This is a genomic window from Mesorhizobium sp. LNHC221B00 (assembly GCF_000502935.1).
Classification (GTDB): Bacteria; Pseudomonadota; Alphaproteobacteria; order Rhizobiales; family Rhizobiaceae; genus Mesorhizobium; species Mesorhizobium opportunistum.
In genome coordinates this window covers 38,124-52,850 of the sequence record NZ_AYWR01000016.1, presented here as the reverse complement: position 1 = coordinate 52,850, position 14,727 = coordinate 38,124, and the positions used below count along the sequence as shown (strand labels likewise).

Here is a 14,727-nt window from a genome sequence, read left to right as displayed (position 1 = left end):
ATGAAGAAGCTCCCCCACTTGACCTTCTCACCCCGGCAAATCCTTGATGGCATTGCGCTCTGCCTGGTCTTCTTCACCAGGCTGCCGCTGCCCGTGTTTGACTTTCGCGGCCGCGGCCTTGCCGCCGCGATCTGGGCGGCGCCCATCGCCGGCGCCGTCGTCGGCCTGATCGGCGCGATCGTCTTTGCCACGGCGGAACGGTTTGGCCTTGCCATGGGCCCGGCGGCGGCGCTTGCGCTGGTTGCAACCGTGGTCACCACCGGCTGCCTGCATGAGGACGGGCTGTCCGATGTCGCCGACGGCTTTGGCGGCGGCAAGTCGCGCGGCCGCAAACTCGAGATCATGCGCGACAGCCGCATCGGCGCCTACGGCGCCATGGCGCTGGCACTGTCGCTCTTGATCCGTTGGAGCGCGCTCTCCGAACTCGTCGACCCGACACAGGCTCTCTTCGCCCTCATTGCCGCGCACGCGGCCTCGCGCGGCATGCTCGGCGCCTTCATGCACATCTTGCCCCCGGCCCGCGACGACGGCCTTTCGGCCGGCGCCGGCACCGTCTCGCGGGAAACGGCAATCGCCGGCGCCGTGCTCGGCGCCATCGCGCTCTTCCTGCTCGGGATCGGCGGCGCCATCGCCGCGCTCATCCTGCTTGCCCTTTTGTTTGCCGCCTTCCACGCCCTTTGCCTCAACCAGATCGATGGCCAGACCGGCGACACGATCGGCGCATTGCAGCAGGTGAGCGAAATCGCGGTGCTGCTCGTCGCTTCCGTCGCCCTCTCTTGATTTCCCTTGGCTTGATTCCCTTTTGGAGATTTTTCCCCCATGCCCTTCAAATCACTTGATCAACTGCGCGCAGCCTGCCTCGACCTGCCCGCCGGCAGCGATGCGGCCGCCGATGCGGTCGCCCGCCGCCAGGACACGCTAACCAAGCCGCAAGGCAGCCTCGGCCGGCTTGAAACTATCGCCGCATGGCTGGCGCGCTGGCAGGGCCGCGACATGCCGAAGCTCGACCGTGTGAAGGTTTTCGTCTTCGCTGGCAACCACGGCGTGACTGCCCAGGGCGTATCGGCCTTCCCGTCGGCAGTGACCGTGCAGATGGTGGCGAATTTCGCCGGCGGAGGCGCGGCCATCAACCAGCTTGCCCGCATTGCCGGCGCCGAACTCGACGTCATCCCGCTCGACCTCGACCATCCGACCGGTGATTTCACGCAAGTGCCGGCCCTGGACGAGGAAGCGTTCCTGGCCGCCGTCTCGGCCGGCCATGACGCGGTGACGAAGGATTTGGACCTGATCTGCTTCGGCGAGATGGGGATCGGCAACACCACGCCGGCCGCGGCCATTTCAGCCGCCCTGTTCGGCGGTGGTGCCGAGAAATGGACCGGACGCGGCACCGGCGTCGACGATGCCGGCCTGAAGCGCAAGGTGGTCGCCATCGAGGCCGGCCTGAAGCGTCACGCCGCCGCTCTTGCCGATCCGCTGGGCGTGGCCGCAACGCTCGGCGGGCGCGAACTCGCCGCCATCTTCGGTGCCACGCTGGCCGCACGCCGTCTGGGCATACCCGTGCTGCTCGACGGCTTCGTCTGCACCGCCGCAGCGGCTCCGCTGGCAAGACTGCATCCTACCGGCCTCGCCCACACGATCGCTGCGCACGTCTCGGCCGAATCAGGCCATCGCGGCCTGCTCGAAGCGCTCGCCCTGCCGCCGCTGCTCGATCTCGGCATGCGGCTCGGCGAAGGCTCCGGCGCCTGCCTAGCCGTCAACATCGTCCGCTCGGCGCTCGAGTGTCACGCGAGGATGGCGAGTTTTGCCGAGGCTGGTGTGTCGGAGAAGTAATCAGGGGATTTCCGGTGGGTGCGGCCGACAGGGCTGCCCGACAGGACGGCAGCTTTCGTTCCCGGCGATTCTCCAATAGAGTTTTAGGATGAAAAAGCTACATCCAGTCGCTGCTGCTGCAACCATCGCTGCAATATGTGCTGCTGTGCTTTGGCGCAGCGGATACTCCACCTACGGCCCAATCGACACCGGGATTCTTGTTCTTTTCCTGATTTTTTTCTGGTGGCTCATCAGCGATTTTTCAGGAGGAAAGGCCGGCAGTGACGTCGACGGACATCAAAGCATAAACGGTGGTATCGCTTTTCGATTCGGCAGGTTTCTGGGCCGCGTTTTTGGGCGTGGCAATAATCGCCTTTGAACGCCGATGGCTCACCTTGGATGAGCCTCACCGGTTTCCCGCTTTCAGGGTCTTTCCACCAAGTCTTCAAGGAATTTGGTGGGTGCGCACAGGATTGAACTGTGGACCCGCTGATTAAGAGTCAGCTGCTCTACCAACTGAGCTACGCACCCACTCGGCCGGCAAAAACCGGCGTTGGCGGGCATATAGCCGCCGATACCGGTCCTGTCCAGCCCTGCTGGAATCATTTCCCGACAAATCGCTCAAGTGCCGCAGATGGTCAGACGAAAAGCTTGCCTTCCGCCACCTTGACCGCGTTGCCGCCAATGCGTGCCGAGGTCAGTTTTCCGCCTTGCACGGTCAGTTCGAGGCGGATGCGCGACGGCCGTCCCATCTCCAACCCCTGCTCTATCCACAGCTGCGAAACCCCGTCCGTCGGGCCGTCGAAATGCATGATGGCGCCCGCGAAGGCGGCCGCCGCCGAGCCGGTCGCCGGATCTTCGTAGGAAGGCGTGCCGGGCACGATCATGCGCACATGGAACGCGCTTTCGTGATTCACCGTCTCGCGGCAGTAGACATAGGGGCTGGCGAAGGCCCAGTCGCTCTTGCGCGGCGCCAGTTCCGACCAGGCCTGGTTGTCCAGCCGGATGCGGCCCGCCGCTTCGAGATTGGCGACCGGAATGGTCACATAGGGTACGCCCGCCGACCAGAACCCAACGCGGTGATTCTCGAAGCCGATCTCATGCGGCGTCAGGCCAAGGGCGGCACCGATCGCCTCCGGATCGGCTTCGAGCTTCAACGGCTCCGGCAATTTCGCCAGGTCGAACTCGGCAAAGGTCGCGCCATCGTGCCTGCTGACGGCGCAACGCACCGGGCCGATGTTTTCCTCCAGCACGAAGATGCCGGCCTCGCCCTCGCCGGCAAGTTCGGCCAGCGCGATTGCCGACCCCACCGTCGGGTGGCCGGCGAACGGCATTTCATAGTCCGGCGTGAAGATACGGATGCGGTTTTTATGCTTGGGATTGTCCGGCGGCAGCACAAAGACCGATTCGGACAGGTTGAACTCGCGCGCGATGGCCTGCATCGCCGCCGTGTCCAGACCTTTGCAATCCAACACCACGGCCAGCGGATTGCCGGCCAGTCGCTCGGTCGTGAACACATCGTAAAGCAAGTAATTCCGGGTTTGCATTCCTGCCTCAATCCCAACATGGGCGAAATTTAATTTGATATTTGAACCATCAAGCCTGATCTGTACGCAGATAGGGACATTGCGCTTCATAGGGGTCCGGCGTGGACCAGATTGTCAATCTGCCAAAGACGGAACCGGATTCCGCCATCGAGACGGCGCTTGGGCTCGACCGACAAGGTCTGCGCAAGACGCGCCGGCGTGGTTGGCTCTATGCGTTGCTGACCCTGATCGTGCTTGCCGCCGGTCTTGGCCTCTACCAATGGTATGCTGGCACGCCGGCCAAGATCGACTACACCACCGTACCGGCCGCCAAGGCCGACCTCACCGTCCAGGTGTCCGCCACCGGCACGTTGCAGCCGCTCACCCAGGTCGATATTTCCAGCCAGCTCTCCGGCATCATACGCTCGGTTTCGGTCAACGAGAACCAGCAAGTGAAGAAGGGCGACGTGCTTGCGGCCCTCGATACCGCCAAGCTGCAGGTCCAGATCGAACGGGCTGAAGCGTCCGCCAAGGCGGCGGCGGCCAATGTCGAGGACGCCAAGGTAACGCTTGCCGAGAATGAAAGCGCGCTGGTGCGCACGGCGGCCTTGACCAAGCGCGGCATGGCGACAGACCAGTCGCTTGAGGCGGCGACCGCGACGCGCGACCGCTCCAAGGCGGCGCTCGACAGCGCCGAGGCCAATCTCGCCATCGCCAATGCCGATCTGAAATCGCAGCAGACCGACCTTGCCAACAGCACCATCTACGCGCCGATCGACGGCATCGTGCTGACGCGTTCGGTCGATCCCGGCCAGACCGTCGCCTCCTCGCTGCAGGCGCCGGTGCTGTTCATCATCGCCGCGGATTTGAGGAACATGGAACTGGTGGCGGCGGTCGACGAAGCCGACATCGGCGCCGTCAAGCCGGGCCAGCATGCGCGTTTCACGGTCGACGCATTTCCGGACCGGCCGTTCGACGCCGAGATCCGCGATATCTCCTATGCCTCGGTCACCACCGACGGCGTCGTCACCTACAATGCGCGGCTCGAGGTCGACAATTCCGAACTGCTGCTGCGTCCCGGCATGACCGCCACGGTTTCAGTCGTGACGCGGCAGGCCAAGGATGTGCTCACCGTGCCCGCCGGCGCCTTCCGCTACCGCCCGGCGCAGCAGGCCGCGCGACCCTGGAGTTTCAGCGACCTGTTCACCGGCCGCATGGGCCGCCCGGGCGGCAATCGCCAGCGCCAGGCAGCGACGGCCCCCACCGATGGATCGCGCACGCTCTATGTGCTGGAGAACGGCCGGCCGCATCCCGTCAACGTCAAGATCGGCTCGACCGATGGCGAACTGACCGAGATCACCTCCGGCCTGGAGGAAGGCGCGCAGGTCATCACCGCCTCGCAGCAGCGGAACTGAGGCCGTGGCCGCCGGTGCTGCCCTCATCACCTTCGACAAGGTCTGGAAGAGCTATGGCCAGGGCGAGGCCAAGGTGCATGCGCTGGCCGGCGTCGATCTCGCGATCCGCAGCAGTGAATTCGTCGCCATCATGGGCCCGTCCGGCTCCGGCAAATCGACGGCGATGAACATCATCGGCTGCCTCGACACGCCGACGGCCGGAACCTATTCCTTCATGGGCGTCGATGCCGGCCGCCTCGACCGCAACCGCCGCGCCATGCTGCGCAACCTCTATGTCGGCTTCGTCTTCCAGGGCTACAATCTCTTGGCCCGCACCACGGCGGCCGAAAACGTCGAACTGCCGCTGATCTATCGCGGGGTGGCCGCCCGTGAGCGCCGCGACCTGGCCATGCAGGCGCTCGCCGAGGTCGGCCTCGACGGCCGCGAGCACCACACGCCGGCCGAACTGTCCGGCGGCCAGCAGCAGCGCGTGGCGATCGCGCGCGCCATCGTCACCAGGCCGACGCTGCTTGTCGCTGACGAGCCGACCGGCAATCTCGACACCGCACGCACGCACGAAATCATGGAGTTGCTGACGCGGCTCAACAAGGAGCTTGGCCTGACCATCGCCATGGTCACCCACGAGGCCGACGTCGCCGAATATGCCGAGCGCACCATCCGCTTCCTCGATGGGCATGTCGCTTCCGATTCTCTGAACACGGAAGTGGCCTGACCATGATCTGGGAAACCGTCCGCCTCTCGCTGCGCTCGATCCGCCGCAATGTGCTGCGCTCGTTCCTGACGCTGCTCGGCATCGTCATCGGCGTCGCCGCCGTCATTGCCATGCTGACCATCGGCTCCGGCACCACGCAGAAGGTCAAGGCTGACATCTCCAAGCTCGGCAGCAATTTGCTGGTCGTTCGCGCCGGGCGGCCCGCCGGTCCCGGCGCCCCCGGCGGCCTTGACCAGGCGGTACGTCCGCTGGCCGAGAAGGACGTGGCAGCGCTGGTCGCGCATCTCAGCGGCGCACGCGCCATCTCGCCGGCCTCGCAGAAACAGGTGCGCGTCATCTTCGGCACCGAGAGCCTGACCTCCGGCGTCACCGGCACCGACAGCGCCTATCTCGACGCGCGCGACTGGAAGCTGGTGTCGGGCCGGCCGTTCAGCGATTCCGAAACCCGTTCCGGCACCGGCGTGTGCCTGATCGGCGAGACGGTGCGCCAGCAGTTCTTCGGCGCCGGCGATCCAGAGGGCGAGATCATCCGCGTCAACCGCACCTCCTGCAAGGTCGTCGGCCTGCTCGAACCCAAGGGCTATACCGGCTTCGGCCAGGACCAGGACAATGTCGTGCTGATGCCGCTGCATGCCTACCAGCGCCGCATCGCCGGCAACCGCGACATCGACAACATCTACATCGCCGCCGACGACCGCACGCCGACCACGGAATTGCAGCCGCGCGTCGAGGACATCTTGCGCGACGCGCGCCGCATCACCCCCGACCGCGAGAGCGATTTCGGCATCCGCGACATGACGCAGATCGCCGACGCCATGGCCAGCGCCACCACCACCATGACCGGCATGCTGGGTGCGGTCGCCGGCGTCAGCCTGTTGGTCGGCGGCATCGGCATCATGAACATCATGCTGGTCTCGGTCACCGAGCGCACGCGAGAGATCGGCATCAGGCTTGCCATTGGCGCGCATGAAAAGCACATCCTCATCCAGTTCCTGGTCGAGGCGACGGTGCTGTCGCTGCTCGGCGGCATCATCGGCATCCTGATCGGCCTGGCGCTGGCCGGCCTCGCCTCGGCGACGCTGACCATCCCCTTCGCGCCAAGCCCGGCGGTCATCTTGCTCGCCGTCGGCTTTTCGGCGCTGATCGGCATGGTGTTCGGCTTCTTCCCGGCCTTGCGCGGCGCCAGGCTCGACCCGATCGACGCGCTCCGGCACGAATAGGCAATCCCAATCGGAAAACGTGTCCGGCGCTTCGATCTGGTTTTGCACAACCTTCGACGTTTCCCCCTCTCCCGCCACGCGGCTCGCAATGTTAGGCCAGGACATCCCTGGTTGAGGAATGACGCATGAGCAAGAAGGCGCGGTTGGTCCTGGTGATGGTCATCATCGAAGCCGCCCTGGCCGGCATCTGGTGGTATCTCGCCCGCTACGGCATGGCCAATCCCGACCGCGTCACCTCGGAATTCCAGGCAATCGTCGGCCAGACTATGGGCATGGCGATGGGCGGCTTGCTGGGTATCGGCTTCATCTTGTTCTTCGTCGCGGCCAAAAACGATCGCAAGGCGGCGCAGGGCAAGACGCGCCCCTAACCCTCGCCGGAAAAATGCCACTCGATCAGCGGCTTCATGTGCGGCGACAGCCCCTCCGGCAGGTCGGCGGCATCACGGATGATGACCGGCCCTTCGATCTCCGGATCGGTCTCACTGGCGACGAAGGCTGATATTCGCCGCGCGATCTCATCGGCCGGTGCCGTCACGTGATAACGGCGGAAGATGACTGTCCCGCTTGCCATCGAAAGGGCGTGATAACGCACGCCGCGCCTGGCAGCCGACAAGTCGAGCCCGGTCTCCTCGCGCACCTCGCGGATCATGTTGAAATCGACGTCGACCAGCCCGTCGCGAAAGTCGATCGGCTCGAACGATCCGGCGGCAAAATAGACGCGGCCCGCGCTCACGGTATGCGGCCCCATGCGGATCGCCACCAGCGCATTGTCGCCGGCCACCAGCATGGCATGTGCATAAGCATGCTCGGCGCCGGTATTTTCGCGCTGCTGACGCCAAAGCATGAAGGTGGAGTAGTTGATCGCATGACAGCGGCCGACGAGCCGGTTGTCGCGCCAGGCAAGTTGCGACAAAAGCACGACCGTACCGTCGAACAGCGCCGGATTGGCCGCGATCTCACGCTGCCAGTTCTCGGCGATAGCGTCAGCGTTTTCCAGCGCGAAAGGGTGCGGGCCGGGATCGAGCCGGACCTCGACGGCATCCACAGGCAGGATGACATTGCGCGGCAGATCGAAACGCATGCTCACTGGACAATATCCAGCGTGATCGCCACCGGGCAGTGGTCCGACGCTTTCGGCCGGTCCCAGCCGGCGCGCGGGAAACGCTCGACTTCCTGGCCCGCGGGAAAGATCGTGCGCCAGGGCTGGCCGTTGCGGATGATGTCGGGAACGGCGGTGGCATTCTTCGCCGCCAGCCCCTTGGAAAGCAGGATATAATCGAGCTGGCAGAGATGCCGCTCCTCGGGTCCGCGTGTGTGGTAGAAGGTCCAGCGGTTCATTTCCGGCCGCCGTTCGACGATGTTTTCACTGAAGCCGCCCGCCGTCAGCACGTCGATGCAAGACTTGGCCTCGTCGACCACCTCGAAACGGTAGCCGTCGAATTCATCGCCGGCGATCTTCACGCGCTGGCGGTAATCGTTCATGTCGCCGCAGATCGCCCACCGCTTGTCGGCGGCATGATCCGTGCCGAAACGCTGTTCTATGATCCGGCGCACTGCTTGCGCCTCGGCGATACGCACCGGCATCGTCGCCTCGCGCCCGTCGAGGCCGTTGCGCGGCGAGCCCATCGACTTGAAGTGCACGAGATAGAGCGTCAGCGGCACGCCACCAACGGTGATATCGATTTCCAGGCAGTCACGCCGGAAGACGCGTCCATTGGCCTGGTTGCCGAGGGCCGCCAGTTCCGGCGTATGCAGCCCGAACTGCTCGTAGGTGACATGGGCGTAGCTGGTCATGCGAACGAATTCGATCGGCTGGCCCTGCGCGGTCTCGTTGCGCATCATGATGGCGACATCGATGCCGCGCGAATCATTGCCCGACGTGATGTATTTCTGGCGGTAGCCCTGCCCCACCATCTTGAACAGATAGCCGTATTCGAAGGCCTTCAGCGCCTCGATGTTGTCGACCTCCTGCATGCAGATGACATCGGCACGGGTGGCGGCGATCGCCAGCGCCGTGAGCTGGCGCATGTCGTCGGACTGGGCGATCGCCCGGGCCTGCTCCAGCATCTTGTATTCGGCCTCGCTCTGGATATCGAACAGCGCCAGCGTCCGGTCTTCGTTGAGCTGGTTGCGATAACCGGAAAAATCGAACCTGTTCATCAGGTTCTCGACATTGAAGGTGGCAAGGCGCAGCGACATGCCCCGACCTTTGCCCGCAAGTGCGCCAGAAAACAAGATCGCAGGGACCACAAGCGGAGATCGATTGGTCCTGCGGTGTTCGCGTCATGGTTGACGGAACCTTTCCGTTCATCCGCCGTTCAGATGCGAACATCCACAGTAGGCCCATTCCAGGGTAGGCGTGGGGCCTGTGTCTCTTGGAGAGTGCAATGAATTCGCTCTTTTCTTTCACGATGAAATCCGGGCTGATAGCGCTCGGAATTGTCTCCGGCATCACGGCGCCGTCCGCTGCCGGTCCGATCCTTCAGCCGAACCTGTCGGTTCCCGCCAGCACGGCAGCACCTGCGGTCACTCCGGTGCGCGACAGCTGGGCAGGCGGCAACGACCGCTCGTTCAACAATGACTGGAGATGGCGCCGGTCGGGCCACTGGAATGGAAACCGGCACTGGAACGGGGGCAATTGGAACGGCGGCGGCAACTGGAACGGCGGCGACAACTGGCGCTGGCATCACGGCCGCCGCCACTATCACGGCGGCTATTATGATGACGGCGCCGCCGCGGTCCTGGGCCTCGGCTTGGGGCTCGGCCTTGGCAGCATGTACAACAACTACGATTATTATAGGCCTGCGCCGCGCCGTTATTACCGCGCGGGACGGCTTTCGAACGCCCATGTGCAATGGTGCTACAACAGGTACCGGTCGTATCGCGCCTGGGACAACACGTTCCAGCCCTACAACGGCCCGCGCCAGCAATGCTGGTCGCCCTATAGCTGACTGAGTAAGGCCGGAACGGTCCGGAAATGAAAACGGCGCCAGGTGGCGCCGTTTTTGGTTCGTTGCTCGTCGAGCGTGGATGCCTCAGTTCTTGGCCTTGTCGACCAGTTTGTTCTTCGAGATCCCCCGCGTGCCCGCAGGGCAAAGCCCGAGGACACGCAAAGGCAAGAACGTGGATTTCGCTCAGTTCTTGGCTTTGTCGACCAGCTTGTTCTTCGAAATCCACGGCATCATGGCGCGCAGCTTGGCGCCGACTTCCTCGATCTGGTGGCTGTCGTTGTTGCGGCGGATGCCCTTGAAGCGCGACATGCCGGCGCGGTATTCCTGCATCCACTCCGAGGTGAACTTGCCGGTCTGGATGTCCTTCAGCACGCGCTTCATCTCGGCCTTGGTCTCGGCGGTGATGATGCGCGGGCCCGAGACGTACTCGCCCCATTCGGCGGTGTTCGAGATCGAGTAGTTCATGTTGGCGATGCCGCCCTCATAGATCAGGTCGACGATCAGCTTGACCTCGTGCAGGCACTCGAAATAGGCCATTTCGGGCGCATAGCCGGCTTCCACCAGCGTTTCGAAACCGGCACGGATCAGTTCGACCAGGCCGCCGCACAGCACCACCTGCTCGCCGAACAGATCGGTTTCGCATTCCTCGCGGAAATTGGTCTCGATGATGCCCGAACGGCCGCCGCCGACGCCGCAGGCGTAGGAGAGCGCCAGGTCGAGCGCGTTGCCCGAAGCGTCTTGGTTGACGGCGACCAGGCACGGCACGCCGCCGCCCTTCTGGTATTCGCCGCGCACGGTATGGCCGGGGCCCTTCGGCGCGATCATGACCACGTCGACCGTCGACTTCGGCTCGATCAGGCCGAAATGCACGTTGAGGCCGTGCGCGAAGGCAATCGCGGCACCGTCGCGGATATTCGGCGCGATCTCGTTCTTGTAGATGTCGGCCTGCAATTCGTCGGGCGTCGCCATCATCATCAGGTCGGCCCATTTGGCGGCGTCCGCCACGCTCATCACCTTGAGCCCGTCGGCCTCGACCTTCTTGGCGGTCGTCGAGCCGGCCTTGAGCCCGATGGCGATCTCCTTGGCGCCGGAATCCTTGAGGTTGAGCGCATGCGCCCTGCCCTGGCTGCCATAGCCGATGATGGCGACCTTCTTGCCCTTGATCAGGTTGAGATCGGCATCACGATCGTAATAGACGCGCATTTTTACTTCCTTCCCGTTTTATGAATCAAAGGCCTCGCGGCCCGGTTTTTGCTCCGAAAAGAGCGAGAAACTGCTGCGTCGCCCGCGCGGCGTCGCCGCCGATCGCCGCCTCAGTCAATTCCAGCCGGTCGCCGAGCAAGAGACGGATCTGCACGTCGCGGGCGACCAGCCCGAAAAAGGTACGAAACGCCGTCTCGGCATCCGCGAAATCCAAAAGCCCTGCCTGGCGGCCCGCCTCCAGCACCGGCTTCAGCCGCTTGGCCAGCGCGAAGCGGCCATTGTCCAGCACGACGGCGCCAAGATTGTCCTTGCCTGACCCGGCATGGCCGACAGCGACGCGATTGAGCGCTATCGAGGTATCGCTCGAAATCACTTTCAGCCAGTCGGAAGCGAAACGCTCGAGGCTTGCCGCCAGCGAGGCAAGATCGAGCCCCCTGCCATCGACCGGCGCCACCCGCACCTTGGAGGCCTGCCACTGTACCGTCGCCGTCAGCAGCCCGTCGCGGTCGCCAAACCATTTGTAGAGCGTTTCCTTGGAACAGCTTGCGCGCCTGGCCACGGCGGTCATGGTCAGCTGATCGCCCTCCTCGACCAACAGCCGCAATGCCGCATCCAGAACGGCCTTCTGCCGCTCCGTCAGCGTCTCGCTGGTTTCGATGTCGGCGTTTGCTAGCAACACGATCATTCCCAAACGGCAAGGCTGGTCGCCAATCCGGCAGCCGTACCGTACGTTACGGTTCGGCATATTGCGCAATCCGGTCCTCGGCGCAAGGGGGACAAAGAAAAAACTGCAAGTCCCTGCGATGCCACGCATCGCATATGTTAGTCTCCGGCAGGCGGGTGACGCAGCCGGCCAAGCAGTGCCGACAGGGCGTTCAGCTCATCCGCGCGGAGTTTGGCGCCAACCAGTTCCGCGATCGACCGGCCATAGACCGCCCACATCCGCCGCCGCATCTCCAGCCCCTTGGCCGTGATGCGGATCGTCTGGCCGCGACCGTCATCGGCCACCGGTAGTTTCTCGACCAGCCGGTCCGCTTCGAGCCGCGCCAGCAGCCGCGAGATGTTGTATTGCGCAAAAAGGGTGCGCTCGATCAATTGAAACGGCCGCAAGCCACCCTCGCCCGCCTCGGCGAGTTCATGCAATACATCGTACCAGTCGAGCGATGGCAGACCGCCTCGCTTCAGCGCGTCTTCGGCACTCTCCACCAGTTGGCGTGAAACGCGCATCAGGCGAGCCCATGCCTTGATGGCGTCCGGCGAAGGCGTGGTGTTCTCGGTCATGGCCCACATTAGGCGATAGATGCAGATGCATCAAGCTTGACGATCGATGCACACGCATCTACATAGATGCAATTGCATCAATACTGAAAGACAAATCCATGACGCACGACAAACTCGTTCTCGTCAGCCACCCTCTCTGCCCTTACGTCCAGCGCGCGGCGATCTCGCTGACCGAAAAAGGCGTGCCGTTCGAACGCGTCGACATCGACCTCGCCGACAAGCCGCACTGGTTCAAGGCGATCTCGCCGCTCGGCAAGGTTCCGTTGCTGCGCGTGCCGCGGAATGGCGAGGAAACGGTAATCTTCGAGTCGGCTGTCATTCTCGAATTCCTCGAAGAGACACAGGCCAATCCCCTCCACCCCGCCGACCCCTATGCCCGCGCCCGGCACCGTGCCTGGATCGAATTCGGCTCGGCCATCCTCAACGCCATCGGCCGCTTCTATTCGGCCCCCACCGAGGCCGGCTTCCTTGCCGAGACCAGCACGCTGTCGGCCATGTTTGGCCGTCTTGAAGCCGAATTGGCGAACGAAGCCCGGCAGGGTGGGCCATGGTTTGCCGGCCACTGTTTCTCGCTCGTCGATGCTGTTTATGGCCCTGTTTTCAGATATCTCGACGCCTTCGACCGGTTCGGCGATTTCGGCATCCTGGACGGCAAGCCGCGTGTCCAGGCCTGGCGAAAAACGTTGAGCGAACGCCTCTCCATCAGGGACGCCGTTGCACCGGATTATCCGCAGCGTCTGGATACCTTCCTGCGGGCGAAGGGCTCATTTCTGTCGAGCCATCGAAACGATCTGCCCATCGCGCTTCCGTCAGCCCAATCCGCTTGAACGGATCGATCGCCGTGCCGGCCACCATCGACGCCAGGAGCTGCGGCGCCGGAGGGATTTTCGCGATGGTCGCCACCAGCCGGTCACGGATGAACGGCAGCGCCACGGAATCCGACTGGTAGAACGGCGTGAACGCCAGCGACAGCGCCTGGAAGACACGCACATGCCAGCGCCGCGCCCTGGCATACGCTTCGAGTGCAGCCTCGATATTGTCAGTCCGTGCCAGCGCATGGCTGAGCGCCGCCGCGTCGAGCAGCGCCATGTTGGCCCCTTGTCCGAGCTGCGGGCTGGTCGAATGCGCGGCATCGCCGATGATCGCCAGCCGTCGGCCAACCGGAAGCTTCATCGTGTGATGGCCGTAGCGGGCCAGCGACAGCTGGTCGAAACTATCGATCTGGCTGGTGTACGCCTGGCTTTGCGGCCACAGCCGGACCACCCTCTCCTTCCAGGCGTCCAGGCCCTGAGCACGCACCGCGTCGGCATCATCAGGCTTCAGGCTCCAGAAGAAGGCCGCCATCTTTTCAGCACCCGGTTCCGGCCGGCCGATCGGCAGCACGCCGATCATCACGCTGGCCCTGTCGTAGCGCTGCGAAAGCGCGTGCTCGTCGAAGCCCTCGCCGCGCCAGCCGAGCGATGCCCAGAACGCGCCATAGGTGAGCGGCCGCGGCGCGCCTCCATTATCAGAGCATTGCCGCAGTTTCGAGCGCGAGCCGCTGGCGTCGACGATCAGATCGAACGGCCCTGCCCTTCGTCCGTTGCCACAGACCAGCGTCGCCCGTTCGCCGGCCTCCACGGCCTCGATCTCGACGCCGGTCTCGATGGCGATGGCCTCGCGCCGGGCGGCGCGGAAAAGCACGCCGAACAGGGCAGCCCGATGCACCGCCAGGCCGAAACGGCGGCCGCGCTGCGCATCGTAGCGGACGTCGAGCACGGTGCGGCCGGTCGAGGCGTCGGCGCCATGCAGCCGGTCGATGCGGGCGCCGAGCGCCAGTATGTCGTCGAGCAGGCCGAGATCGGCCAACACGGTCAACCCGGTCGGCTGCAGGATCAGCCCGGAGCCGACCGGTTTCGGTTCCTCGAAGCGCTCGAAGACGGTGACCCTGTGCCCGGCGCGCTTGAGATAGAGCGCCATCGCGAGCCCCGCCGGGCCGGCGCCTGCAATTGCGATATCGTAGGAAATGCGAGTGCCCCCAAGCCGATCTGGCCGGGACAATCCTTCAGCGGCCGGATGAAATCAAGTCGCGGCGGCCCTTCGGCTGTTCAGCCCTGGGCGGCATCAAAATCGGCACGAGCCTCGCGCACCGCATCATGGTTGCGTTCGGCCCACAGGATCAATTGATGAAAGGCGCCGAACATCGAGCGCCCGAGATCGGTCAGGCTGTATTCGACGCTCGGCGGCTTGGTCGGAAACACCTCGCGATGCACATAGCCATCGCGCTGCAGATCGTACAGCGTCTGGGTCAGCATGCGCTGCGAAATGTCGGGCACAAGGCGCCGCAACTCGCCGAAGCGATAGGGTTGTTCAGCCAGCGCCATCATCAGCAGCGATCTCCATTTGCCGCTGACGCCCTGGATGACATCGCGAACCGGACAATTGGCAATATTGCCGCCGCCGCTGATCGCTTTGTAGATCTCCATCTTGGATTTCAGATTGATGACCTTGCCGTCCATGGCTGGTTCCCTGCGCGTGCCTACCTCCCAAAAAACTGCCTTCTTTACGGCACCGGGTCAATTCCTATTTTAGTGCTGGTCTCTTTCTGAGACCACCACTCGACCGCCCTTG

16 protein-coding genes, 1 tRNA gene and 1 pseudogene are annotated in these 14,727 nt (G+C 64.1%); 9 read left to right on the top strand and 9 right to left on the bottom strand.

The genetic code is table 11. The annotated features are described in order from the left end of the window. The 3 genes from cobS to X741_RS1000000169950 all read left to right on the top strand — a co-directional run bounded on the left by cobS (position 1) and on the right by X741_RS1000000169950 (position 2,188). The gene (gene cobS, locus X741_RS146215) at positions 1-780 is read left to right on the top strand and encodes an adenosylcobinamide-GDP ribazoletransferase (protein WP_023779161.1); all 780 of its coding nucleotides are present in this window, start codon (positions 1-3) and stop codon (positions 778-780) included. Between the two features lie 39 nt (positions 781-819). Then, positions 820-1,830, top strand: coding sequence for a nicotinate-nucleotide--dimethylbenzimidazole phosphoribosyltransferase (cobT, locus tag X741_RS146220; protein WP_023779160.1), 1,011 nt, complete (start codon positions 820-822; stop codon positions 1,828-1,830). A gap of 88 nt (positions 1,831-1,918) precedes the next feature. Continuing rightward, complete coding sequence (locus X741_RS1000000169950; protein ID WP_156934365.1) at positions 1,919-2,188, top strand: hypothetical protein; 270 nt, start codon at positions 1,919-1,921, stop codon at positions 2,186-2,188. Positions 2,189-2,264: 76 nt separating this feature from the next. Here X741_RS1000000169950 and X741_RS146225 read toward each other — a convergent pair. Together X741_RS146225 and X741_RS146230 are read right to left on the bottom strand one after the other, a co-directional pair. Beyond that, positions 2,265-2,340: transfer RNA gene (locus tag X741_RS146225), tRNA-Lys, on the bottom strand. A gap of 107 nt (positions 2,341-2,447) precedes the next feature. Further along, the gene (locus tag X741_RS146230; protein ID WP_023779159.1) at positions 2,448-3,356 is read right to left on the bottom strand and encodes a PhzF family phenazine biosynthesis protein; all 909 of its coding nucleotides are present in this window, start codon (positions 3,354-3,356) and stop codon (positions 2,448-2,450) included. 101 nt (positions 3,357-3,457) lie between these two features. On the opposite strand from X741_RS146230, the gene X741_RS146235 reads away from it, so the two are divergent. The 4 genes from X741_RS146235 to X741_RS146250 all read left to right on the top strand — a co-directional run bounded on the left by X741_RS146235 (position 3,458) and on the right by X741_RS146250 (position 7,050). Further along, entirely contained in the window at positions 3,458-4,750 is a 1,293-nt protein-coding gene (locus X741_RS146235; protein WP_023779158.1) for an efflux RND transporter periplasmic adaptor subunit, read from the top strand. A gap of 4 nt (positions 4,751-4,754) precedes the next feature. Then, positions 4,755-5,462 (top strand): ABC transporter ATP-binding protein, encoded by a 708-nt coding sequence (locus tag X741_RS146240; RefSeq protein ID WP_023779157.1) that lies wholly within the window; start codon positions 4,755-4,757, stop codon positions 5,460-5,462. 2 nt (positions 5,463-5,464) lie between these two features. Continuing rightward, a complete protein-coding gene (locus X741_RS146245) occupies positions 5,465-6,682 on the top strand; it encodes an ABC transporter permease (protein WP_023779156.1) in 1,218 nt (405 codons plus the stop codon). A gap of 125 nt (positions 6,683-6,807) precedes the next feature. Then, entirely contained in the window at positions 6,808-7,050 is a 243-nt protein-coding gene (locus tag X741_RS146250; protein WP_023779155.1) for a hypothetical protein, read from the top strand. Here X741_RS146250 and X741_RS146255 read toward each other — a convergent pair. Continuing rightward, the gene (locus tag X741_RS146255; RefSeq protein ID WP_023779154.1) at positions 7,047-7,763 is read right to left on the bottom strand and encodes a hypothetical protein; all 717 of its coding nucleotides are present in this window, start codon (positions 7,761-7,763) and stop codon (positions 7,047-7,049) included. The genes X741_RS146250 and X741_RS146255 overlap by 4 nt on opposite strands. 2 nt (positions 7,764-7,765) lie before the next feature. Continuing rightward, on the bottom strand, positions 7,766-8,881 hold the full coding sequence (locus X741_RS146260) for an endonuclease/exonuclease/phosphatase family protein (RefSeq protein WP_023779153.1): 1,116 nt from the start codon (positions 8,879-8,881) through the stop codon (positions 7,766-7,768). A gap of 188 nt (positions 8,882-9,069) precedes the next feature. On the opposite strand from X741_RS146260, the gene X741_RS146265 reads away from it, so the two are divergent. Continuing rightward, positions 9,070-9,633, top strand: coding sequence for a BA14K family protein (locus tag X741_RS146265; RefSeq protein ID WP_023779152.1), 564 nt, complete (start codon positions 9,070-9,072; stop codon positions 9,631-9,633). A 183-nt stretch (positions 9,634-9,816) separates the two neighbouring features. On the opposite strand, the gene ilvC is transcribed toward X741_RS146265, so the two are convergent. From ilvC to X741_RS146280, 3 genes are all read right to left on the bottom strand, one after another. Beyond that, entirely contained in the window at positions 9,817-10,836 is a 1,020-nt protein-coding gene (gene ilvC, locus X741_RS146270) for a ketol-acid reductoisomerase (protein ID WP_023779151.1), read from the bottom strand. Between the two features lie 25 nt (positions 10,837-10,861). Next, a complete protein-coding gene (locus X741_RS146275) occupies positions 10,862-11,515 on the bottom strand; it encodes a TetR/AcrR family transcriptional regulator (RefSeq protein WP_023779150.1) in 654 nt (217 codons plus the stop codon). A 143-nt stretch (positions 11,516-11,658) separates the two neighbouring features. After that, positions 11,659-12,117 carry a MarR family winged helix-turn-helix transcriptional regulator gene (locus X741_RS146280; RefSeq protein WP_023779149.1) on the bottom strand — a complete coding sequence of 153 codons (459 nt, stop codon included), beginning with the start codon at positions 12,115-12,117 and terminating at the stop codon, positions 11,659-11,661. A gap of 98 nt (positions 12,118-12,215) precedes the next feature. Here X741_RS146280 and X741_RS146285 point away from each other — a divergent pair, with 98 nt between their 5' ends. Then, complete coding sequence (locus tag X741_RS146285; protein ID WP_023779148.1) at positions 12,216-12,944, top strand: glutathione S-transferase family protein; 729 nt, start codon at positions 12,216-12,218, stop codon at positions 12,942-12,944. On the opposite strand, the pseudogene X741_RS146290 reads toward X741_RS146285, so the two are convergent. Further along, positions 12,907-14,157 (bottom strand): annotated as a pseudogene (locus tag X741_RS146290) (NAD(P)/FAD-dependent oxidoreductase); the annotation flags it as partial. The gene X741_RS146285 and the pseudogene X741_RS146290 overlap by 38 nt on opposite strands. Before the next feature lie 47 nt (positions 14,158-14,204). After that, entirely contained in the window at positions 14,205-14,615 is a 411-nt protein-coding gene (locus X741_RS146295; RefSeq protein WP_013894778.1) for a helix-turn-helix domain-containing protein, read from the bottom strand. Between the last annotated feature and the right edge of the window lie 112 nt (positions 14,616-14,727).